Source organism: Chryseobacterium sp. UF-290, from assembly GCF_058245615.1.
Map to the genome: position 1 here is coordinate 245,789 of NZ_JBSICB010000004.1, position 20,029 is coordinate 265,817.

At 38.2% G+C, this 20,029-nt stretch carries 17 protein-coding genes; 10 read left to right on the plus strand and 7 right to left on the minus strand.

The annotated features are described in order from the left end of the window. The first annotated feature begins 6 nt into the window (after window positions 1-6). The 7 genes from fusA to AC4IF5_RS06635 all read left to right on the plus strand — a co-directional run bounded on the left by fusA (window position 7) and on the right by AC4IF5_RS06635 (window position 8,494). Entirely contained in the window at window positions 7-2,124 is a 2,118-nt protein-coding gene (gene fusA / locus AC4IF5_RS06605; RefSeq protein ID WP_490732847.1) for an elongation factor G, read from the plus strand. A 17-nt stretch (window positions 2,125-2,141) separates the two neighbouring features. Then, complete coding sequence (rpsJ, locus tag AC4IF5_RS06610) at window positions 2,142-2,447, plus strand: 30S ribosomal protein S10 (RefSeq protein ID WP_002661363.1); 306 nt, start codon at window positions 2,142-2,144, stop codon at window positions 2,445-2,447. A gap of 138 nt (window positions 2,448-2,585) precedes the next feature. Beyond that, on the plus strand, window positions 2,586-3,413 hold the full coding sequence (locus AC4IF5_RS06615; protein ID WP_490732851.1) for a GLPGLI family protein: 828 nt from the start codon (window positions 2,586-2,588) through the stop codon (window positions 3,411-3,413). A 261-nt stretch (window positions 3,414-3,674) separates the two neighbouring features. After that, window positions 3,675-5,858 carry a TonB-dependent siderophore receptor gene (locus tag AC4IF5_RS06620; RefSeq protein WP_490732853.1) on the plus strand — a complete coding sequence of 728 codons (2,184 nt, stop codon included), beginning with the start codon at window positions 3,675-3,677 and terminating at the stop codon, window positions 5,856-5,858. Between the two features lie 17 nt (window positions 5,859-5,875). Then, window positions 5,876-6,493 carry a hypothetical protein gene (locus AC4IF5_RS06625; RefSeq protein WP_490732855.1) on the plus strand — a complete coding sequence of 206 codons (618 nt, stop codon included), beginning with the start codon at window positions 5,876-5,878 and terminating at the stop codon, window positions 6,491-6,493. Window positions 6,494-6,574: 81 nt separating this feature from the next. Beyond that, a complete protein-coding gene (locus AC4IF5_RS06630; RefSeq protein ID WP_490732857.1) occupies window positions 6,575-7,771 on the plus strand; it encodes a PepSY-associated TM helix domain-containing protein in 1,197 nt (398 codons plus the stop codon). Window positions 7,772-7,993: 222 nt separating this feature from the next. Further along, complete coding sequence (locus AC4IF5_RS06635) at window positions 7,994-8,494, plus strand: low affinity iron permease family protein (protein ID WP_490732859.1); 501 nt, start codon at window positions 7,994-7,996, stop codon at window positions 8,492-8,494. Window positions 8,495-8,555: 61 nt separating this feature from the next. Here AC4IF5_RS06635 and AC4IF5_RS06640 read toward each other — a convergent pair whose 3' ends face one another. The 7 genes from AC4IF5_RS06640 to AC4IF5_RS06670 form a co-directional block, all read right to left on the minus strand. Then, entirely contained in the window at window positions 8,556-11,282 is a 2,727-nt protein-coding gene (locus tag AC4IF5_RS06640) for a hypothetical protein (protein ID WP_490732861.1), read from the minus strand. Between the two features lie 107 nt (window positions 11,283-11,389). Beyond that, window positions 11,390-12,361, minus strand: coding sequence for a hypothetical protein (locus AC4IF5_RS06645; protein ID WP_490732863.1), 972 nt, complete (start codon window positions 12,359-12,361; stop codon window positions 11,390-11,392). Then, window positions 12,358-12,780 (minus strand): hypothetical protein, encoded by a 423-nt coding sequence (locus AC4IF5_RS06650; RefSeq protein ID WP_490732865.1) that lies wholly within the window; start codon window positions 12,778-12,780, stop codon window positions 12,358-12,360. The genes AC4IF5_RS06645 and AC4IF5_RS06650 overlap by 4 nt, the downstream gene beginning before the upstream one ends. A 196-nt stretch (window positions 12,781-12,976) precedes the next feature. Then, window positions 12,977-13,777: a hypothetical protein gene (locus AC4IF5_RS06655; RefSeq protein ID WP_490732866.1), complete on the minus strand. Its 801-nt coding sequence runs from the start codon at window positions 13,775-13,777 to the stop codon at window positions 12,977-12,979. A gap of 17 nt (window positions 13,778-13,794) precedes the next feature. Then, complete coding sequence (locus tag AC4IF5_RS06660; RefSeq protein ID WP_490732868.1) at window positions 13,795-14,526, minus strand: MIP/aquaporin family protein; 732 nt, start codon at window positions 14,524-14,526, stop codon at window positions 13,795-13,797. Window positions 14,527-14,550: 24 nt separating this feature from the next. Further along, window positions 14,551-16,047 (minus strand): glycerol kinase GlpK, encoded by a 1,497-nt coding sequence (gene glpK / locus AC4IF5_RS06665; protein WP_490732870.1) that lies wholly within the window; start codon window positions 16,045-16,047, stop codon window positions 14,551-14,553. Window positions 16,048-16,057: 10 nt separating this feature from the next. Then, entirely contained in the window at window positions 16,058-17,656 is a 1,599-nt protein-coding gene (locus tag AC4IF5_RS06670) for a glycerol-3-phosphate dehydrogenase/oxidase (protein ID WP_490732872.1), read from the minus strand. Between the two features lie 116 nt (window positions 17,657-17,772). Here AC4IF5_RS06670 and AC4IF5_RS06675 point away from each other — a divergent pair, with 116 nt between their 5' ends. The 3 genes from AC4IF5_RS06675 to rplD all read left to right on the plus strand — a co-directional run bounded on the left by AC4IF5_RS06675 (window position 17,773) and on the right by rplD (window position 20,029). Beyond that, the gene (locus AC4IF5_RS06675; RefSeq protein ID WP_490732874.1) at window positions 17,773-18,534 is read left to right on the plus strand and encodes a DeoR/GlpR family DNA-binding transcription regulator; all 762 of its coding nucleotides are present in this window, start codon (window positions 17,773-17,775) and stop codon (window positions 18,532-18,534) included. Window positions 18,535-18,782: 248 nt separating this feature from the next. Beyond that, window positions 18,783-19,409: a 50S ribosomal protein L3 gene (rplC, locus tag AC4IF5_RS06680; protein ID WP_050020602.1), complete on the plus strand. Its 627-nt coding sequence runs from the start codon at window positions 18,783-18,785 to the stop codon at window positions 19,407-19,409. After that, window positions 19,400-20,029: a 50S ribosomal protein L4 gene (gene rplD / locus AC4IF5_RS06685; protein ID WP_065400321.1), complete on the plus strand. Its 630-nt coding sequence runs from the start codon at window positions 19,400-19,402 to the stop codon at window positions 20,027-20,029. Before rplC ends, rplD begins: the two co-directional genes overlap by 10 nt.

The window sequence follows — 20,029 nt, forward strand, 5'->3', positions numbered from 1 at the left end:
TCTGAAATGGGAAGAGATCTTAAATTTACAAGAAATATTGGTATTGCTGCTCACATTGATGCAGGTAAGACTACCACTACAGAAAGGATTTTATTCTATACAGGTGTAAACCATAAAATTGGAGAAGTTCACGATGGTGCTTCTACAATGGACTGGATGGAACAGGAAGCAGAAAGAGGTATTACTATTACTTCTGCTGCAACTACTTGTAACTGGAATTTCCCAACAGATCAAGGTAAGAAATTACCTGAAACAAAACCTTACCACTTCAACATCATCGATACACCGGGACACGTTGACTTCACAGTAGAAGTAAACCGATCTTTGAGAGTATTGGATGGATTGGTATTCCTTTTCTCTGCAGTAGACGGAGTAGAGCCTCAGTCTGAAACAAACTGGAGACTTGCTGACAACTACAAAGTTGCTAGAATGGGATTCGTAAACAAAATGGACAGACAAGGTGCTGACTTCTTGAACGTTGTAAAACAAGTAAAAGAAATGTTAGGATCTAATGCAGTTCCAATCGTTTTACCAATCGGTGCTGAAGAAGATTTCAAAGGAGTTGTAGACTTAATTAAAAACAGAGCGATCATTTGGGATGAAGCTGGACAAGGTGCTACTTATGAAGTAGTTCCAATTCCGGAAGACATGAAAGATGAAGTTCTTGAATATAGAGAGAAATTAGTAGAAGCTGTAGCTGATTACGATGAGACTTTGATGGAGAAATTCTTCGAAGATCCGGATTCAATTTCTGAAGAGGAAATTAACGAAGCGCTTAGAAAAGCTACTATTGATCTTTCTATCATTCCTATGACTTGTGGTTCTTCTTTCAAGAACAAAGGAGTACAGTTTATGTTGGATGCTGTTTGTAAATATCTTCCTTCTCCACTAGATAAGGATAATATCAAAGGAACAGACCCAAGAACTGATGCTGATATCGAAAGAAAACCATCTGTAGAAGAGCCTTTCTCTGCATTAGCTTTCAAAATTGCTACTGACCCATTCGTAGGTAGATTAGCATTCTTCAGAGCTTATTCAGGAAGATTGGATGCTGGTTCTTATGTTTTGAACACAAGATCTGGTAACAAAGAAAGAATCTCAAGAATCTATCAGATGCACGCTAACAAGCAAAATCCGGTTGAGTATATCGAAGCTGGAGATATCGGTGCAGCTGTAGGATTTAAAGATATCAAAACAGGAGATACATTATCTGATGAAAAGAACCCAATCGTTCTTGAATCTATGATCTTCCCAGATCCGGTAATCGGTATCGCTGTTGAGCCTAAAACTAAAGCTGACCAGGATAAAATGGGTAACGCTCTGGCTAAATTAGCTGAAGAAGATCCAACGTTCCAGGTTAAAACTGACGAGGCTTCAGGACAAACTATTATCTCTGGTATGGGTGAGCTTCACTTGGATATCATCGTAGACCGTATGAGAAGAGAGTTCAAAGTAGAAGTTAACCAAGGTCAGCCACAAGTAGAATACAAAGAAGCTCTTACACAAAAAGCTAACCACAGAGAGGTTTACAAAAAGCAATCTGGAGGTAGAGGTAAGTTCGCGGATATCGTATTCGAAATCGGTCCTGCTGACGAAGGTAAAACAGGTCTTGAATTCATCAACGAAATTAAAGGTGGTAACATTCCTAAAGAATTTATCCCTTCAGTTGAAAAAGGATTCAGAGAAGCTATGAAGAACGGTCCTTTGGCTGGATTTGAGGTTGAATCTATGAAGATTACATTGAAAGATGGATCTTATCACCAGGTTGACTCTGACCAATTATCTTTCGAACTTGCTGCGAAGTTAGGTTTCAAAGAATCTGGTAGAGCTGCTAAAGCAGTTATCATGGAACCAATCATGAAACTTGAAGTAGTAACTCCTGAAGAGTATATGGGTGATATCGTAGGTGACCTTAACAGAAGAAGAGGTACAGTAAACGGTATGGATGACAGAAATAACGCTAAAGTTATCAAAGCTTTCGTTCCGCTTTCTGAAATGTTTGGTTATGTAACTTCTCTTAGAACATTATCTTCAGGTAGAGCTACATCTTCTATGGAATTCGAAAGATACGAAGCTGCTCCACAGAACGTTGCTGAAGAAGTAATCGCTAAGGCTAAAGGTTAATATTAAATTAGATTAAAATGTCACAAAGAATCAGAATAAAACTTAAATCTTACGATTACAACTTGGTAGATAAATCTGCAGAGAAAATCGTAAAAACGGTAAAGGCTACTGGTGCTGTTGTAAACGGACCAATTCCATTGCCAACGAATAAGAGAATCTTCACAGTGTTGAGATCTCCGCACGTAAACAAGAAAGCAAGAGAGCAGTTCCAACTTTCAGCTCACAAGAGACTGATGGATATCTACTCTTCTTCTTCTAAAACTGTTGATGCTCTAATGAAGTTAGAGTTACCAAGCGGTGTAGATGTTGAAATTAAAGTGTGATAACTGCATACTTTGCAATGATTATAGAATCCGTTCTTTTTTAGGGACGGATTTTTTTTGCTTCAATTTTCAAAAAAGATTATTAATATAGTTAGATAAATTCAGGCTTTATTGATATTTTTGGTTCAAACTTATACTATGAAAAAACTCATTTTCTTATTAATTCCTTTAATATTTGGGGCACAGACCCACCGTTTTGTGTATCAGCTCGAATATAAAAAAGACTCATTGGCCAAGGACTTTATTAAAACCAATATGATTTTGGATGTGAATCCCGAAGATGTTAAATTCTATCCTTATGCTTATGCAAAAAATGATTCTTTAAATACGATCAGAGGAAGCAAAAGATCCATGTGGAATGACGATCTTCCTGCTGTTATCAGGAAAAAGAACTCTTCTGAAAATACATCACTCATTATGCTGACCGATTTTTATTCTTTAAGATCTAATGATAGGATCAACTGGAAATTATCAGATGAAACTAAGATAGAAGGTCAATACAAATTACAAAAAGCAACTACAGCTTTCGGAGGCAGAAAATGGGAGGCCTGGTTTTGTAAAGACATCAATTTAAGTGAGGGGCCTTATAAATTCCGTGGGCTTCCGGGACTGATATTCGAAATAGAAGACAGCAAGAAGAATTATGTTTTTAAACTGGTTAAAAGTATGAAATTTTCCCAAACCTATGAAACACCTTTCCTGGAGAGTTTTAGTGGAAAGAAACCCATCCCTGTGAATGATAAGATCATCGCAAAAAAACAATTGGAACTTTATAATGATCCGTTGCATGATATTGCAGAATCATTTAAATCTAATACCAATCCTGAAAATACATTTTATGTTTATGGAGTGCAGATCAAGAGCATAGACCAGATAAAGGGAATGTCTGATGAGCGTAAAAAAATGATGCTAAAAGAAAATAACCCTATTGAAATAGATAAGGCAGTAAAATATCCTTCAAAGTAAAGAAGAGATTTGAATTAATTTAATTCCTCAGCTTAGAACTATGATCTTAAGAATTTGTCTTTCAAAATTTAAAGAGATGCTATCATACCAGAAGCATCTCTTTTTATTTTCCAATTAATTGGAGCTATTGTTGAGAGTATCTTTTAAGATGACACGGGATATTTAACATTTCATATTTAGTAATTCTTCACAATGAGATATATCATCTATTGTTGTTTATTTAGAATGAATAAAAACAATAATTTTGCAAAAAATTATCAGATGAATAAAGTAGTATCCTTTTCTCTGCTTGTATTAGGTGGGGTTTTCGTAAGCGCACAGCAAGTGAATGATTCTATTAAGAAATCAAAAGAAATTGATGAAGTAGAACTATTTGGTGAAAAAAAGAAACAGCCGCAAGGTTTAGATGCAATTACCAGATTACCATTAAAAACCAGAGATCAGATTCAGAGTATTTCTGTAATTTCTTATAAAGTAATCGAAGACTTAGGAGGATTGACTGTTACAGATGTAGCTAAGAATGTTCCTGGAGTTACCCAATTCGGTAGCTATGGAGGTACAAGAGAAAGTATGTCAATCAGAGGGTACAGAGGAGTTCCTGTTTTAAAAAACGGAGTTCAGATGGATTCAGATTTCCGTACAGCAGCTATGCTTACTGATATGCAGGGGATAGAAAGTATTCAGGTAATTAAAGGTTCTGCAGCAGTTACACAAGGTATTGGTGATGGCTTGGGATCTGCTGGTGGTGTAATCAATGTTGTGACTAAAGTTCCAAAATTTATTAATCAGACCAACGTAGGTTTCAGATATGGTAGCTGGGATTTTTACAGACCAACTGTGGATTTCCAGAGAGTTCTTGATTCACAGGGAAAAATTGCTGTCAGATTCAATGCAGCCTATCAGAATAGTAACAGTTTTAGAAGGTTTATTAATACAGACCGTATTTATGTGAACCCATCCATTGCGATCCGTCCGGATGATAAAACGGAAATTATAGTGGAAATGGATTATCTGCATAACAATACCACGCCGGACAGAGGTACTGTTAATCTGGCTAAGGGAGATACTGAAGCAATATACAGAATGCCAGAAAGAAAATTCCTTGGTTTTTCTACAGATAAAGCAAAAACTGAGACGTTTAATTTTTCAACCACTGCAACAAGGAAGCTGACAGAGAAGTTAAAATTGAGAGCTGCTTATATGAGTTCATCTTACCAAACGGATATTGTAGGAGCGGCATTAGCTCCAATTGATAATAAGAGTCCGAATGAGATGAGAAAAAGAACTCTTACAAAATCAGAACGTGAAGATCTGAATAAAGCTTTCCAGTTTGATTTCATCGGTTCTGATGTTATGACAGGTTTTATGAAACATACTTTTCAGGTTGGCTTTGACTGGAAAGAATCTAATGTGACAACTACGTCTTATAAAGCAAAAAACGTAGATGCCATTAATGTTCTTAATGATATCAATAATATTCTGCCTTCAAATATTGATGCTAATAATTTTGAACTGATCGATAAAAATCCGATTGTCAATACAGTGGCACCAACTTTTGGGTTAATGGCTCAGGACGTTATTACTTTCAACAAATATATCAAGGCTCATTTAGGGGTTCGTTACAGTAGATTGATAGGTTCGGATAAAGAAAAAGACTATGCCTGGAATCCTTCCTTGGGAATTATGATTTCACCGATTGAAAACATGAATATATTTGGTTCCTATACAAGTACAACTGCTTTGAGAAGTTCTAATAATGAGTTATTCAGTGGAGGAACTGTAGGAGCATCCACAACGAAACAATGGGAAGCAGGAATCAAATCCGACTGGCTTAATGAAAGGTTAAGATTTAATGTAACTCTCTTTGACATCAATACAGACAATTTATCATACGAAATTCTTGATGGAGGAAACTCTACCGGGAAATATGCATTGGCTGGTAACTTAAAAAGGCAAGGTATTGAAGTGGAATTAATTGGTAAAATTCTTCCAAATCTTCAGGTAATGACCGGATGGGCTTATGTTGATGCAAAATATGAAGATAGTCCTTCATTTGTTAATGGCTCAGCACCTATTAATACACCTAAACATTCAGCAAATGCATGGTTGAACTATAAATTTGATACAGGAGTTCTTACGGGGCTTGATGTAGGTGCAGGAATTTATTTTGTTGGAAAAAGACCGGTGGACGATTATAAACAAATATACACCAATACGGATAACGGTCATGTAAATGGGACACAACCTGGAGAAAAACCGTTCTTTATGCCACAATATACTACAGTAGATGCTCAGGTAGGATATTCCTTCAAAAATGGATTAGGACTAAGAGCATTCTTTAATAACATTTTCGATGCAGTAGGGTATAATTCGTACTTCAGAGGAGGATACATCGATCAGATCCAGCCAAGAAACTTTGCCGTACAGGTAAACTATAAATTCTAATTAACAAATCATCAATTATGAAAAGTATAAAAATAGTATTCTTAGCATTAGCTCTTGGAGCAGTGGCAATGTCATGTTCAGGAGATAAGAAGAAAGGTATCGACTATAACCAGTTCAAAACTGAAGTACAGCTTACCCCTGATCAGGAGAAAAGCTTCGATGAGATCACTAAAAAATATCAGGATCTGCAGGAACAGAACTTCCAGGCTGCAAAAGCTCAGGGAGGAAATATGGACCGTGTGGCATTAGGAATCAAAAATGAAGAACTGAGAGCACAGCAGTCCCTGGAAATGGCTAAAGTACTGGATGGTCCTCAAATGGAAAAATTCAACAAATTCGTTGATGAGAATTCCAGAAAGAGACCAAGATATGATAATGCTTTACTGGAAAGAATTAAAACGGAAGCACAGCTTTCCGAAGATGAATTCAAAGTGGTGAATGCGGCCAATGACGCTTTTGAAAAAGCATTTAATGATGCTCATGACGTATATCATGGGAATAATGATCTGGCTAAAGAATACTGGGAAAAATTTGATGCCCAGAGAAAGGCTGCTATTCAGAAAGCATTAACTCCTGAGCATTATACCAAATTCGAAGAGATTGTAAAGGATGTTCAGTTCAAGGGAAGAAAATAACTTTAAACATTCATATTAATTTTAATGTAAAGAACATTAAGATCGTAAAAAGGTCTTAATGTTTTTGTTATTAGTACCAGCATGAAATTATTTTTTAAAAGTCTTTACAGAAAAAGGAGAAAAAATGAATCGGTAATTAAATACCTGATGTGGCTTCTCCATCTCTGGCTGGGGCTTTTATCAAGTATAGTTGTTTTTATGATGTGCCTTACGGGTTGCTTATATGCTTTTAAAAACCAGATCATTGATTTTAGCAACAGAGATAAGGTATACATCACCCCAACCTCCGGTAAAGTTAAAAATCCTGACCTGATCCAGACCGAATTATTACAACAGAATAAAGAGCTTACTTCCTTAATGATCCCTGATGATAAAGGAAGAAGCTATATGATCGGCTACCGGGAAAATCAATTGGATAAAAGTGCTTATTACAATCAATATACGGGAAATATCCTTGGGCAGCCGGAAATCGGGTCAGGCAGATTCTTTGAAGTGGTTTTAGACCTTCATAGAAATCTTATGATGGGTAACGCAGGGCGTCAGATCGTAGGGGCATCTGTGCTGATATTCTGTATGCTCCTGATTTCAGGTCTGATTCTTTGGCTTCCTAAAAAGCTGAAGTTTTTAAAACAGGGGCTGACTGTCATGTGGAAAGCGAAATTTCAGCGTATTAATCATGACCTTCATAATACACTCGGCTTTTATACTTTTCTGATGCTCTTCTTTATTGCTGTCACAGGTCTGTATGTAACGTATCCCTGGGTAAAAAACGGCCTTATCATCAGCTTGGGAGGATCTTCAATAGACAATATTTCAAAAAAAGAAGATACTGGAGATGATGCTTTCGGCGGACTTCTGGAAGATATGCTCCAGAAGCAGGATGAAAAGAAGAATCTGAAAGATGCGGCTTCCGCTTCTATTGATAAGATCCTGAAGCTGTCTGATCAGCATCTTCCTTACGTAGCTGTTACCAGTATAGAGCTTCCCAACAAGGATAATCCAAGGTATGTGGTTATTAAGACCAATACCCACAATCTTTTGGGAATGATGCTGCCGGATGGAGTAACCTTTGATAAAACCGGGGTCTTCAAAACCAAAGAATTGTTTTCAGATAAACCTTTGAACAAGCAGTTTACCTCTCTGGCAAAACCTTTGCATACCGGAGAAATTATGGGACTTCCAAGTATTATACTGTACTTTATCGTATCTCTTATCGGCTGCTCTTTACCGGTTACAGGATTTCTGATTTGGTGGCATAGGTTCAGGAAAATGAAATAGGGAAGGAGGCAGGAAGCTGGATGATGGAAATTCTGTTAGTCTGAAAAAGATCCATTCTCCTTATGAATTAGATTATACAATAATTTTCTATTAAAATTCTTCCAGTATTTTACATTCCCAATAGTACTTCCGGCTTATAGCTCCAACTTTTGGCTTAACTTCAACATTCTTTCTGCTTGTTCGTGTTAATTTTATAAATTTAATTAATAAAATATGAACGCAATGAGTCACAAGAATAATAATTTTTTTGAAAAGTTTTCAAACCAGGCCGTAAAATTCACAGGAAGCGGTAATGCCTTTATGGGAGCCATGCTTCTTGTAATTGTCTGGGCTGTTTCCGGGCCTTTTTTTCATTATTCGGAAACGTGGCAGCTGGTGATCAATACCGGAACCACAATCATTACATTCCTAATGGTATTCCTGATTCAGAAAGCACAAAATAAAGATTCTAAGGCAATACAGATTAAGCTGAATGAAATCATAGCTGCTCACGAAAAAGCGAGTAACCGTATTGTCGATATTGAAGATCTCACGGAAGCAGAGCTGGATCAGCTCCACTGCTACTATGAAAACCTGGCACAGTTTGCCAAAAAAGATGCAGATATTCATATGTCTCATTCCATAGATGCGGCACAAAGAAATCAGGATTATAAATATGAATTCTTCAAAAGGAAACATGAAGAATGGTTACAGAAACAGGAACAACAAAATAAAAGAGAATGAGAAATCATTCTCTTTTTTATTTGAAGTTAATAATTTTCTGCTTATTCGTTTATAGTAACTACTATCTCATGAAATAGCTGAAATAGCTACAGCTTCCCATCAGGTCTTTGGTTGTTTCCGTATCTGAATACTGAGCTTTCAGCTGAGCAAAATACGTTCTGTATTTTTGATTTTTAAGATGATCCAGCTCTTTCTGGCGGGCATCTTCTTTTTCAGACCATTTCGGATCAGAATAGTCGATATCTTTTGGAGCTTTCGCTTCATACTGGTAATATTTACCTTGTTCAGCACTTGCCATCTGGAACAGGATTCTTGCCTTTTCTTCTTTGTTGTTGGAAAGCTTAAGAGCCTTCTGGTAATAACCGATGGCCAGATCAAAATTATCAGGCTCAATATAAGATGTGTCAAGGAAGTTCTTATAATAATACTTGTAAGGATTGGTCCGGTCTGTGTTCCAGAAGTCATACTTGCCTCCGTTGCTGTTATCAATATCCATGACAAACAACTGTCGGTAATACCCTAAAATAGAAGTATTATATAACAGATTTCCGATAAGCTGATTCGCTTTCGCCGCTTTTTCATCATTTCCGTTTCCAATCTTTTTAAGCTGGAGCAATGCGTCACACAGTTCCAGCTTATTCATGCTGTTCTTAATAAAAGGGAAATCAGAATAATTTTCCGCTTTCATACTTTCCGTTTCCGGGCTTCCAAAGCTTTCCCATACATTGTGGCCAAAAACCAGATTTGAAACGTTATCAAAACCGTTATACTCAGTAGAAGTATACTGTTTGGGGGTAATGGTCTGACCACTTTTTTCTGACCAGTCATAGTTGACTCTTGGGATTCCGGCAAACTGCAGGGCCTTTTCGTAATATGATTTAGCCTTTTCGAAGTTGGCAAGCCTCATGGCCCTGTCTCCGTAGATGGTATTAAAAAACGCATCAATATTTCCTACACTGTCCATGTTTTTAGCAATGATCTGCTGCTCAAACTGGGTTTTGTTCGTTTTTCTGTAGAAATCTTCAACGCTTTTTACCAGGTTTGAATTCGGATTATACTGAAGATCAGAAAGCTTATTATTCATCAGGAATGACTTTCCGTCTTCTCCCTGAAGGAAGTAACGGTTGGCAAGAACATCCTTCAGGAAATCAGCAGTAGAAGGAGCATTGCCATAATAATCATAATCATTGGAAGTAACGGTGTCTTTCTCCACTTTTTTCTCTGCAAAATATTCAGCATAATCCTTCATTAAATGATCTTCGTAGGCAGCATCAATTTTGGGCTGGGAAACAATATCGTTCAGCACTTTCATTCTTTTGATTTCTTCCTGATATTCAGGATTGGTCGTTTTAATGTCATTCAGGATTGCAGAGCTTGCTTTATAATCTTTCTTTAAAAACTTAAGATAAGCATCTGCGATCTGCCAATATTCATCCTTAGACTTTTCTTTTGTTTTTTCAGTGAATTTTTCAAGGTCATCCAGATAATCCTGGGTATTATTATCATAATAGTATCCTGTTCTTGTATAGAACGGAATTCTGTCCGGGTTGCTGAACAGCTCATCATCACTTTGGTCTGCTTTATTTCCATCTCCGGTTTTGCCAGACCTGGAACCTCCGAAAAGATTTTTAAAGAACCTTACGATTTTCTGCCAGAAAGAAACTTTCTCTTCTTTTACTTCGGTAGTGGCTTTATCGGCTTGGGAATCTTGTGAGTCCTTGCTGTCTGTTTTCCCTCTTTGCACGGATACTTTCCCGGAAGCAGCGTCAGTATAGTAATACGTAGGAAGATAGCTCCTTTCCAGTTCATTGATGCTTCTCACTGCCATTACTTTCAGGATCTCAGAGTCAGGATTGATCTCATACATCTTTTCCATGATAGGGATCGGGTTGTTAAAATCCTCATATCCTAAAAGGAAATAAGCCATATTTTTTTCCTCATTCGTTCCCGCTCTCTTCATGATGTTGCTGAAAGAAGCCGTATCCGAAAGTTTCATAGAAACAAAAGCAGACTCCTTACGGTCTTTGCTGTTCATGAATACCTGAAAGAAGTTCCAGTTGGCATCACTGTTCATCTCCAGTCCTCTTTGAGCGCCTGCCAGCTGATCCAGTGCCATAAAGTAAACTGTGCCTCTCAGTTTTATAGGGTCAATATATGTTTTGAAAGCCTGGATAGCAGCATCGTAATTTCTTGTATAATGGTTCAGGCGTACCAGCTGATATCCGTAACGCTGTTTGATTTCAGGGTTTCTGGCAGCATTATACAATGACGTGAGCGCGGTGATGGTTTTGTTATAATCAAGAGCTGTCGCATTCTTCCTGTTGGAATCCCTGTCATAGTAAAATGAATTATCACTTTCTACATAATTGATGCTCATATAAGGCTCCAGGTATTTTGCCTCAATCAGATAATCAACAGCTTCCTTATATTTCTGGTAAAATCCTGTTCCAAGCTTTTGCAGAAGGGGATTCGTTGGATTCCCATTCTTCAGTGCATTAAGATCATTCATGCTTACTTTATACACCAGGCTCTCTGTTTCAGCATAATTAAGCTGGTTATTAAAGAACTTTTTCCAAGTCTCCAGATTGTCATCAGGAATCAGGGAGGGATTGTACCCGCTGTAAAACCTTGAAGAATAATTGTGCAGGAAAGGGAGATAAGACTTATCCTTTATAATGCTTTGTGTAAAAAGGTTGAAGTATTCATAATCAGGATCCGACCAGGCACAGGCGTCAGATTTCGTATAGAAAAGTGATACAACCGCAAGTGAAAGAATATACTTTTTCATAGGGTTTGTAGTGTTTTTGTATTGCTTATATAATAGTTTAGTATTAAAATGTCTGGCAGGTAATTCATAAGGTAAGTATTGAATGACCTGTCTAATCTTCAGGAGATTTACAATTTTCGATCAAACACAAATTTACTATCTAATTGATAATAAATAATAGTAAAGTGTGGTATTTTTTTCTGTAAGAAAGCAATGACCTCTTCCAGCTGTTCTTCTGAGATTTCCTCTACTTTTATTCTGAAGCCTTTGTTCAGATAGCTCCCAAAATAAAAGCCGTCCTTCATAATTTCAATCTCATGATCCGAGATCTTTTTAAAATCAGGATTTTCAAGATCTTTTTTAGATAAGGCGTTGATCAGTCTGTGCTTTTCCAGGTGATTGGTAACAATGCCCCAGGAATAAATAGGAAGAGCTACTTCAATTTTTTTTATAGGATAATCCTCCAGTTTTGAAAGATAGCTTTTTAGAATATTGACATCCAGAATTGAATTTTTATCAGACCTTTCCAAAGGAGAAGAAGTAGAGTAGCACATCAGATATACTTTTTCCACAGGCGGAATTCCGGTTTTCTTCTTATCTCTGACCTGATGGAGACGTAGGGTACAGGTAACTTCTTTTCCGGAAACCTTTTTCAGTTCCTTTAAAAATTTAAAATAATCATCTCTTGTTCCGGCGGTCCAGTCACAGTCGATCTGAATTTCATTGTTAACCTTTAAATGATACTCTTCAATTTTTTTTTGAACTAAATGATGAACGCTTTCCGCAAGAAACTTGATTTCTTCAGAAGAAATACCAATCAATGTAGGATTGGTGATAAATACAGTGGGTACAATTTGTTTATCCGTCTGAAAGCTCTGATCCTTTGTGATCACAGCGACAGGCTGGAACTTTCCGCCTGTTTTATCCACATCAAAAAATCTGGTGTAAAGAAAAGGTGCCGAAGCTTTATCCAATGCCTTTTTTTCTTCCTTATCCAGCTTTAATCCCGTTTTCCAGTAATAAAACGTGTAAGGGTGATCCTCCTTACTGCTACATGATATAACAAGTAAGAATAGTAATAAGACTTTTATAATTTTCATTGATATAATTCGCTTTCACAGGCGCAGGTATCCTTATCTATACTTTCACTGGAAGAGCAGCATCCTTCAAGATTCTGAACATTCCCTTTTTCGTCAGTCATAAAGATTTTATTCTTATCGAACTTAACAAAGAAAGTTTCCTTAAATTTCTTGAACTGTACTTTCATCACTTTATCAGGAGCATACTTGCCGGCATTTATTTCCTCTGTCGTTTCTTTTCCGTTAGCCTGATTAACCTGAACATATCCGAAATATACATCACCGTTTTTTTTCACATCCAGGTAATAATGGGGAGTACCGGTCCCACTGTATCCTTTCATGATGTCAAAACTTCTGTGTCCGGTAAAAGGAACTTCTACCTGCTGCGCCAGACTGAAAATGCTGATACACAGGATGAGTAAACTGAAAATCTTTTTCATAACTTTTTTTTCAAAATTAAATATATTTATACAAACTATAAACCGTAAAATCCCGGTGATTGATCATCAGTTGTGATTAAAAAAACTAACTGGTGTTATAATATTCAGGCATTAAATCTCTGTTTTTATATAACCTGTATGACCCAAAGAAAGCCACCCCAAAAGGAGTGGCTTATATAATTGAGTTAAACTCAGTTTAAAAAACTGTCGCAGCAAGCTGAATCCGTGCATATTTATTAGACGGGTTCCACATGGCCATCATAGATACGGGAAGACTGTAGTGATCTGTGATTTTAATGACCTTACCGGCTTTTACCCCTATATTCACGATGTCAAAACTGTTTTTACCATTTCCATACAGGAAGGTTTTATCGTTGAGAGCAAATCCGGCTCCTACAAAAGCATCCAGATTCACTTTCTGCCCGCTGATTACGGGATAGCTTGCCTGAATGTAAGTGGAATATCTGTTCTTTTTATAGCTTCCGTCCGGTTCCAGAATAACCTCTCCTGCATTGGCTCCTCCGTAAAGCATGATGTCAGCTTCAATATTAATGGGAAAAGAAGGCCCGAAAGTATAATTGGTCCTCAGATCAATAATATGTGCTGTTCTTCTCTGGGAATAGCTGAATATGTCATCAGCAGCAACTGTGGTATTGATATTTCTTGAATTATAAAGATCCCATAGCCCGATGTAAAAACGTCCGTCAGAATATTGGATGTAATAATTGATCTCCTTGTAATGAGTATTGTCCTTATCATCTGCCAGAGCAGAGGCTCCCCAGATACCTACTTTCCATTTCTTTTCCGCGTCCAAAGCATAGGAAAGATTTCCCATCACAACAGGCTTATCCGTAATGATCAGCCCTCTCCATAAATGATTGTTCTGAATATTGGCGGTGAAGTCAAGTCTGCCTTCTTTTGCTTCATTGCTTTCCTGTGAAAATAACCTTCCTGCCCCTAAAGCAAGCAGGAAGATCCCTTTTAAGATTTTCATCATTTGTATCCTTTGTTTTTTTAGTTTAAATATCCAAATAAAAAAGCTGCGATAACGGCTCCTATAACCGGGCCGATTACCGGAATCCATGCGTATCCCCAATCACTGCCTCCTTTTACAGGAAGAATGGAATGCATGATCCTGGGAGCGAGGTCCCTTGCGGGGTTAATAGCATATCCTGTAGTTCCTCCTAGTGATAGTCCTATTGCCCATACCAGAAATGTTACAGGAATAGCTCCTACAGAACCAAGCCCTACTTTAGCGGAAGGATCTGCATGAAGGGAAATACTTGGATCTGAAAAATAAAAGATGACAAAAATAAGTACGAAGGTCCCGATGATCTCACTGATAAGATTGGAGGACGTTTTTCTGATAGCGGGACCGGTGCTGAAGCAGGCCAGCATGGCTCCTTCATCCTCTGTCACAGCAAAATGGTCTTTATGAAACAGCCATACCAGAAATGCGCCTAGCATGCCTCCCATCATCTGAGCGGCAATATAGGAAGGGACTAAATCCCAGGAAAATTTTCCGGCGGTAGCTAAGCCAATTGTTACAGCTGGATTCAGATGGGCTCCGCTTACAGGTCCGGCAACCGTTACCCCAACGAACACGGCTAATGCCCAGGCGGTGGTAATTACGATCCAGCCGGAATTATTTCCTTTCGTATCTTTTAGTACAACATTGGCTACAACACCGTTTCCTAATAATATAAGAAGCGCTGTGCCTATTAATTCTGCAATAAATGGTGTCATGTGAGTTTTTTTAAGGTCAGGCAATTAATCTTCTATCCAGTTTTGGGCATGTGATACGGCTTTTTTCCAAAAATGAAGCATTTTATCGACTTTCTCTTTTTCCAGTTGAGGGTGAAAGTCTTTGTCTACGATCCATTGAGCCTGTATTTCGTCTATGTTTTTCCAATAGCCTACTGCAAGGCCGGCAAGATAAGCGGCACCAAGCGCAGTCGTTTCAAGGGTCCTTGGTCTTGTTATTTTAAAGCCGAACAGATCAGACTGTATCTGCATCAGCAGGTTGCTCGCAGAAGCTCCGCCATCCACTCTCAGCTCCAGACTCTCTCTGCCGGAATCAGCTTCCATAGATTTTACAATATCATACACCTGGAATGCAATTCCTTCCAATGTTGCTCTTGCAATATGGCCGTCAGTTGTTCCACGGGTGATGCCTACAACGGTTCCCCGCGCATACTGATCCCAGTATGGAGCTCCCAGTCCGGTAAGTGCAGGAACGAAATAGACTCCGCCGTTATCTTCAACGGAAGCTGCCAATTCATTTACTTCTTCTGACGATTTGATAAGCTTAAGGCCGTCTCTCAGCCATTGAATGGCCGCACCGCCCACAAATACACTTCCTTCCAAAGCGTAATTGACCTCTCCGTTGATCTTCCATGCTACCGTTGTAAGCAGGTTGTTTTTAGATGATACAGCTTCTTTCCCTGTATTCATCAATAAAAAGCACCCTGTTCCGTAAGTGTTTTTTACCATTCCGGGAGATGTACACATCTGGCCGAATAAAGCAGCCTGCTGATCCCCTGCAATCCCTGCAATAGGAATTTTAGTTGAAAATAAGGTCGTTGCAGTTTCTCCGTATATTTCGCTGCTTTGCTTTACTTCCGGAAGAATAGCTTTAGGAATGTCAAATAATTCCAACAGATCCTGATCCCATTCCAGAGTGTGAATGTTCAGAAGCATTGTTCTGCTGGCATTGGATACGTCGGTGATGAACATCTTTCCACGGGTTAGTTTCCATACAAGCCATGTATCAACAGTTCCGAAACATAACTTTCCTGCTTCTGCTTTTTCTCTTGCTCCTTCTACATGATCCAGAATCCATTTTAGTTTGGTGGCAGAGAAGTAGGCGTCAAGCACAAGTCCCGTTTTTTCTTTGATGATCTCAGCGTGGCCCTGTTCTTTCAGTTCATCACAATATTTTGAAGTTCTGCGGTCCTGCCATACGATGGCATTATAAATAGGCTCGCCGGTTTCCTTGTCCCAAACAACCGTAGTTTCACGTTGGTTGGTAATACCGATGGCAGCTACTTCCAATCCTGAAATGCCTGCCTTGGCAATGCTTTCTGCTGCTACAGAGATCTGTGATGACCAGATTTCGTTAGGGTCGTGCTCCACCCAGCCCGGAGTTGGGTAGATCTGTCTGAAGTCTTTCTGAGATACAAACTTTATTTCTCCGCTGTGGTTGAATAGAATCGCTCTGGAGGAGGTTGTTCCCTGATCTAAAGCGAGAATTAACTTTTCATTCATATATAGTGTGTTAATTTAGGTTGATAACTTTAGGCGAGTAAGGAGTTAATAAATACCCTCTTGCCAATTCAATGAATTCATTTTCCTGTTTCTGTGCCCACTCTTCAGAATATCCTTTTTCTTCAGCAATGATCCCTGCTACATGATGAGCGCTGTCTATTGCTGCTCTTGCATCGAGGAACAATAAGCGCACTCTTCTTGCCAGAACATCTTCAACGGTTTCTGCCATTTCGTTCCTTGCTGCCCATACTACTTCTGCTACGGTGAATGGATGATCCGGGTGGATCTTTTGAGCGTAGTGTGGGTTGATCTCCTGTAAAGCTTTTATTGCCGGAATATCAGACCCGTAAACATATAAATGGTTGGTTCTGTCTACCTGTTCAGGTTTCACATTTCCATGGATGGAAAGATGTTCTGTTTTAGATGAAGTATTTCCCAGCCTGTGAACTTTCATTGCTTCGTTTACCGTGTCTTCCGCCATCTTGCGGTAAGTCGTCCATTTTCCTCCGATGATGGAAATCAACCCTGTTTCGGATGTTACAACCTTATGGCTTCTTGAAACCTCTTTAGTGCTTTTGCTTCCGTCTTTAGGAGCGGCCAGAGGGCGGAGTCCGGCAAAAACAGACTTCACATCCTCACGGGTTGGCTTTTTAGCCAGATATTGTCTTGCTGTATTCAAAACAAAGCTGATCTCTTCCTCCAAAGCACGAGGCTCAAAACTTTCATCCTTCAGAAGAGTATCTGTAGTTCCTACCAAAGCCCTGTCATGCCAGGGGACCACGAACAGAACCCTTCCGTCTGAAGTCTTCGGAATCATAATGGCATCGTCGCTTTTAAGGAAAGACTTATCCAGTACCAAATGAATTCCCTGGCTTGGAACAACGAATTTCCCATGCTTGGGATTGTTCATATTAAGGATATCATTGGTAAATACTCCTGTTGCATTGATGACCACATTCGCATGGATCTGATACTGCTGCTGAGTAAACTGATCTTCAGCGGTAACCCCGATGATCTTACCGGCGCTGTTTTTCAATAGACCGATAACCTTCATATAATTGATGGCAGTTCCTCCTTTTTCAATAATGGTTTGGGTAAGGTTGATCGCCAATCTGGCGTCATCAAACTGTCCGTCCTGGTAAACCACACCACTCACCAGATGGTTTTGTTCAATAGTGGGAAGCTTTTCAACGGTTTTTGATTTGCTGATGTATTTTGTTTTACCCAAACTCAGCTTTCCGGCAAGGAAATCGTAAACGGATAATCCTATTTTATAATAGATTCCGCCCCACCATGTATAATTGGGAATAATGAAAGACTGGTTTTTTACGATATGCGCTGCATTCTTTGCTAACAGACCTCTTTCTTTTAATGCTTCTTTTACCAGGCCGACATCTCCCTGTGCCAAATATCTTACTCCACCATGTACTAATTTTGTACTTCGGCTGGATGTTGCTTTCGCAAAATCATGAGATTCAAGCAATAAAGTTTTGAACCCCCTGCTTACTGCGTCTAATGCTGAACCTAACCCACTGGCTCCTCCTCCTATGACAATAAAGTCCCATTCTTTTACATGGGTTAATGTACTGAGTTCTTCGTTTCGTTTCATAAATGTTTCGTTTATGTTTCGTTTTCAAATATATAAATTAAAAATGAAAGTAAAAAGAAAATAAATGAAATTTCAACATGTGAAAAAAAAACGGTATTTTTGAAGAAACGAATAAAATGGAGAAGCTAATTCCAAGGCATGATGAAATATTGAAAGAGCTTGATGAAAAAGGTCATGTTCTTGTTCAGGATTTGTGTGAAAAACTGAATGTTTCTTCAGTTACGATCCGAAAGGATTTGAATCATCTTGAAAGTCTGGGGCTGCTTTTCCGGAATCATGGAGGAGCGAGCAAGCAGGTAAGATATGCCTATGAGAAAAATGTAGGAGAGAAGGAAAATATCAATGTAGAGGCAAAGCAGGCTATTGCCAAAGCGGCTTTGTCTTTGATCCAGGAGAATGACTGTATCATACTGGCTTCCGGAACAACGATGCATTACCTTGCAAGGATGCTGATGAATTTTGGCCCGCTTACGGTGCTTACTTCTTCTTTACGGGTTGCGATTGAACTTTGTAATAATCCTAATATTAATATTATTCAATTGGGAGGTGAGGTCCGGAAAAGCTCTACTTCTATAGTGGGATCTATTTCAGAAGGGATCCTTAAACAATTTTCCTGTAATAAGCTTTTTCTGGGGGTGGACGGAATTGATCTGGAATTTGGCATCAGTACTTCGAATGCGGCAGAAGCCCATTTGAACCAAATTATGATTGAATGTGCAGACCAGACGGTAATTCTTGCGGATTCTTCAAAATTAAATAAGAAAGGTTTTGGTAAAATTGCCTTATTAGATAAAGTAGATTACCTGATTACAGATGTGGGTATTTCTAATGAAGATAAGGAAGGGTTGGAAGAAGTGGGAGTAAATGTGATTGTGTAAATCAGGTTTTTTAAATTCTTTTTTTAATCAAAATAATTCTCCCGGGAAATTCGTCTGAATTTTTTCAAAATTATCTAATTGATTAAAAATCAAAATATTTTAGCGTAAATATTTGTCAGTTACAAAATTATTTATAAATTTGCACACTCATTTTAGGGGCGTAGTATGCCTATATCAAAAGTAGAAATTACTTCAGACTCCCGAAAAATGGTGATAAATAAAGGATAAATTTTATTATAATATAAACAATGTCAGGTATTATTGGTAAAAAAATCGGTATGACATCTTTGTTTAACGAAGAAGGAAAAAACATTCCTTGTACAGTTATCCAAGCTGGTCCATGCTCGGTTTTACAGGTCAGAACCTTAGAAAAAGACGGTTATAAAGCTGTTCAATTAGGTTTCGATGACAAGAGTGAGAAGAACGTTGGTAAAGCGTTAGCTGGTCATTTTAAAAAGGCTGGTTCTGCTCCTAAAGCTAAATTAGTTGAATTCTACAGAGAATTCGTTGATGAAGTAAAAGTAGGAGAAGAAGTAAAAGTTGATTTATTCACTGAAGGTGAGTATGTTGACGTAACAGGAACTTCAAAAGGTAAAGGCTTCCAGGGTGTTGTTAAAAGACACGGATTTGGAGGTGTAATGCAGGCAACTCATGGTCAGCACAACAGACTTAGAGCTCCAGGTTCTATCGGTGCTGGTTCAGACCCTTCAAGAGTATTCAAAGGGATGAGAATGGCTGGAAGAATGGGAGGTAAGCAGGTAACTGTTCAAAACCTTCAAGTGTTAAAAGTTGATCAAGAACAAAATCTTTTAGTAGTAAAAGGTGCTGTTCCGGGAGCTAAAAATTCTTATGTAATTATCAGAAAATGGAACTAGTAGTATTAAATACATCAGGAAAAGAGACCGGAAGAAAAGTAACTCTAGACGAAACAGTATTCGGAATTGAGCCAAATCAGCACGCGGTTTACTTAGAAGTTAAACAGTACCTTGCTGCACAAAGACAAGGGACTCATAAAGCAAAAGAAAGAAGCGAAATCACTGCTTCTACTAAAAAGCTTAAGAAACAAAAAGGATCAGGATCTGCTAGATACGGTGATATCAAATCTCCGGTATTCAGAGGTGGAGGTAGAGTATTCGGACCAAAACCAAGAGACTACAGATTCAAATTGAACAAAGCTCTTAAGAGATTAGCGAAAAAATCTGTTTTATCTCAGAAAATGAGAGACAACAGCATTAAAGTTTTAGAAGATTTGAGCTTTGGTGCTCCTAAGACTAAAGATTTCATCAATGTATTAAACGCATTGGAACTTAACGGTAAGAAGTCTTTATTCGTTCTTCCTGAAGCTAACAAGAATGTGTATTTATCTTCAAGAAACTTACCTAAAACTAAAGTAATGAACTTCAACGAAATCAGTTCTTACGACTTAGTAAATGCAGGTGAGATTATTTTCTTAGAAGGTGCAGTTGAAAAATTCCAGGAAAATTTAAAGAAATAA

What these genes read in the sequence shown, in the direction of transcription:
- fusA (WP_490732847.1), top strand. Translation starts at nt 7, where the DNA reads ATGGGAAGAGATCTTAAATTTACAAGAAATATTGGTATTGCTGCTCAC.
- rpsJ (WP_002661363.1), top strand. Translation starts at nt 2,142, where the DNA reads ATGTCACAAAGAATCAGAATAAAACTTAAATCTTACGATTACAACTTG.
- AC4IF5_RS06615 (WP_490732851.1), top strand. Translation starts at nt 2,586, where the DNA reads ATGAAAAAACTCATTTTCTTATTAATTCCTTTAATATTTGGGGCACAG.
- AC4IF5_RS06620 (WP_490732853.1), top strand. Translation starts at nt 3,675, where the DNA reads ATGAATAAAGTAGTATCCTTTTCTCTGCTTGTATTAGGTGGGGTTTTC.
- AC4IF5_RS06625 (WP_490732855.1), top strand. Translation starts at nt 5,876, where the DNA reads ATGAAAAGTATAAAAATAGTATTCTTAGCATTAGCTCTTGGAGCAGTG.
- AC4IF5_RS06630 (WP_490732857.1), top strand. Translation starts at nt 6,575, where the DNA reads ATGAAATTATTTTTTAAAAGTCTTTACAGAAAAAGGAGAAAAAATGAA.
- AC4IF5_RS06635 (WP_490732859.1), top strand. Translation starts at nt 7,994, where the DNA reads ATGAGTCACAAGAATAATAATTTTTTTGAAAAGTTTTCAAACCAGGCC.
- AC4IF5_RS06640 (WP_490732861.1), bottom strand. Translation starts at nt 11,282, where the DNA reads ATGAAAAAGTATATTCTTTCACTTGCGGTTGTATCACTTTTCTATACG.
- AC4IF5_RS06645 (WP_490732863.1), bottom strand. Translation starts at nt 12,361, where the DNA reads ATGAAAATTATAAAAGTCTTATTACTATTCTTACTTGTTATATCATGT.
- AC4IF5_RS06650 (WP_490732865.1), bottom strand. Translation starts at nt 12,780, where the DNA reads ATGAAAAAGATTTTCAGTTTACTCATCCTGTGTATCAGCATTTTCAGT.
- AC4IF5_RS06655 (WP_490732866.1), bottom strand. Translation starts at nt 13,777, where the DNA reads ATGATGAAAATCTTAAAAGGGATCTTCCTGCTTGCTTTAGGGGCAGGA.
- AC4IF5_RS06660 (WP_490732868.1), bottom strand. Translation starts at nt 14,526, where the DNA reads ATGACACCATTTATTGCAGAATTAATAGGCACAGCGCTTCTTATATTA.
- glpK (WP_490732870.1), bottom strand. Translation starts at nt 16,047, where the DNA reads ATGAATGAAAAGTTAATTCTCGCTTTAGATCAGGGAACAACCTCCTCC.
- AC4IF5_RS06670 (WP_490732872.1), bottom strand. Translation starts at nt 17,656, where the DNA reads ATGAAACGAAACGAAGAACTCAGTACATTAACCCATGTAAAAGAATGG.
- AC4IF5_RS06675 (WP_490732874.1), top strand. Translation starts at nt 17,773, where the DNA reads ATGGAGAAGCTAATTCCAAGGCATGATGAAATATTGAAAGAGCTTGAT.
- rplC (WP_050020602.1), top strand. Translation starts at nt 18,783, where the DNA reads ATGTCAGGTATTATTGGTAAAAAAATCGGTATGACATCTTTGTTTAAC.
- rplD (WP_065400321.1), top strand. Translation starts at nt 19,400, where the DNA reads ATGGAACTAGTAGTATTAAATACATCAGGAAAAGAGACCGGAAGAAAA.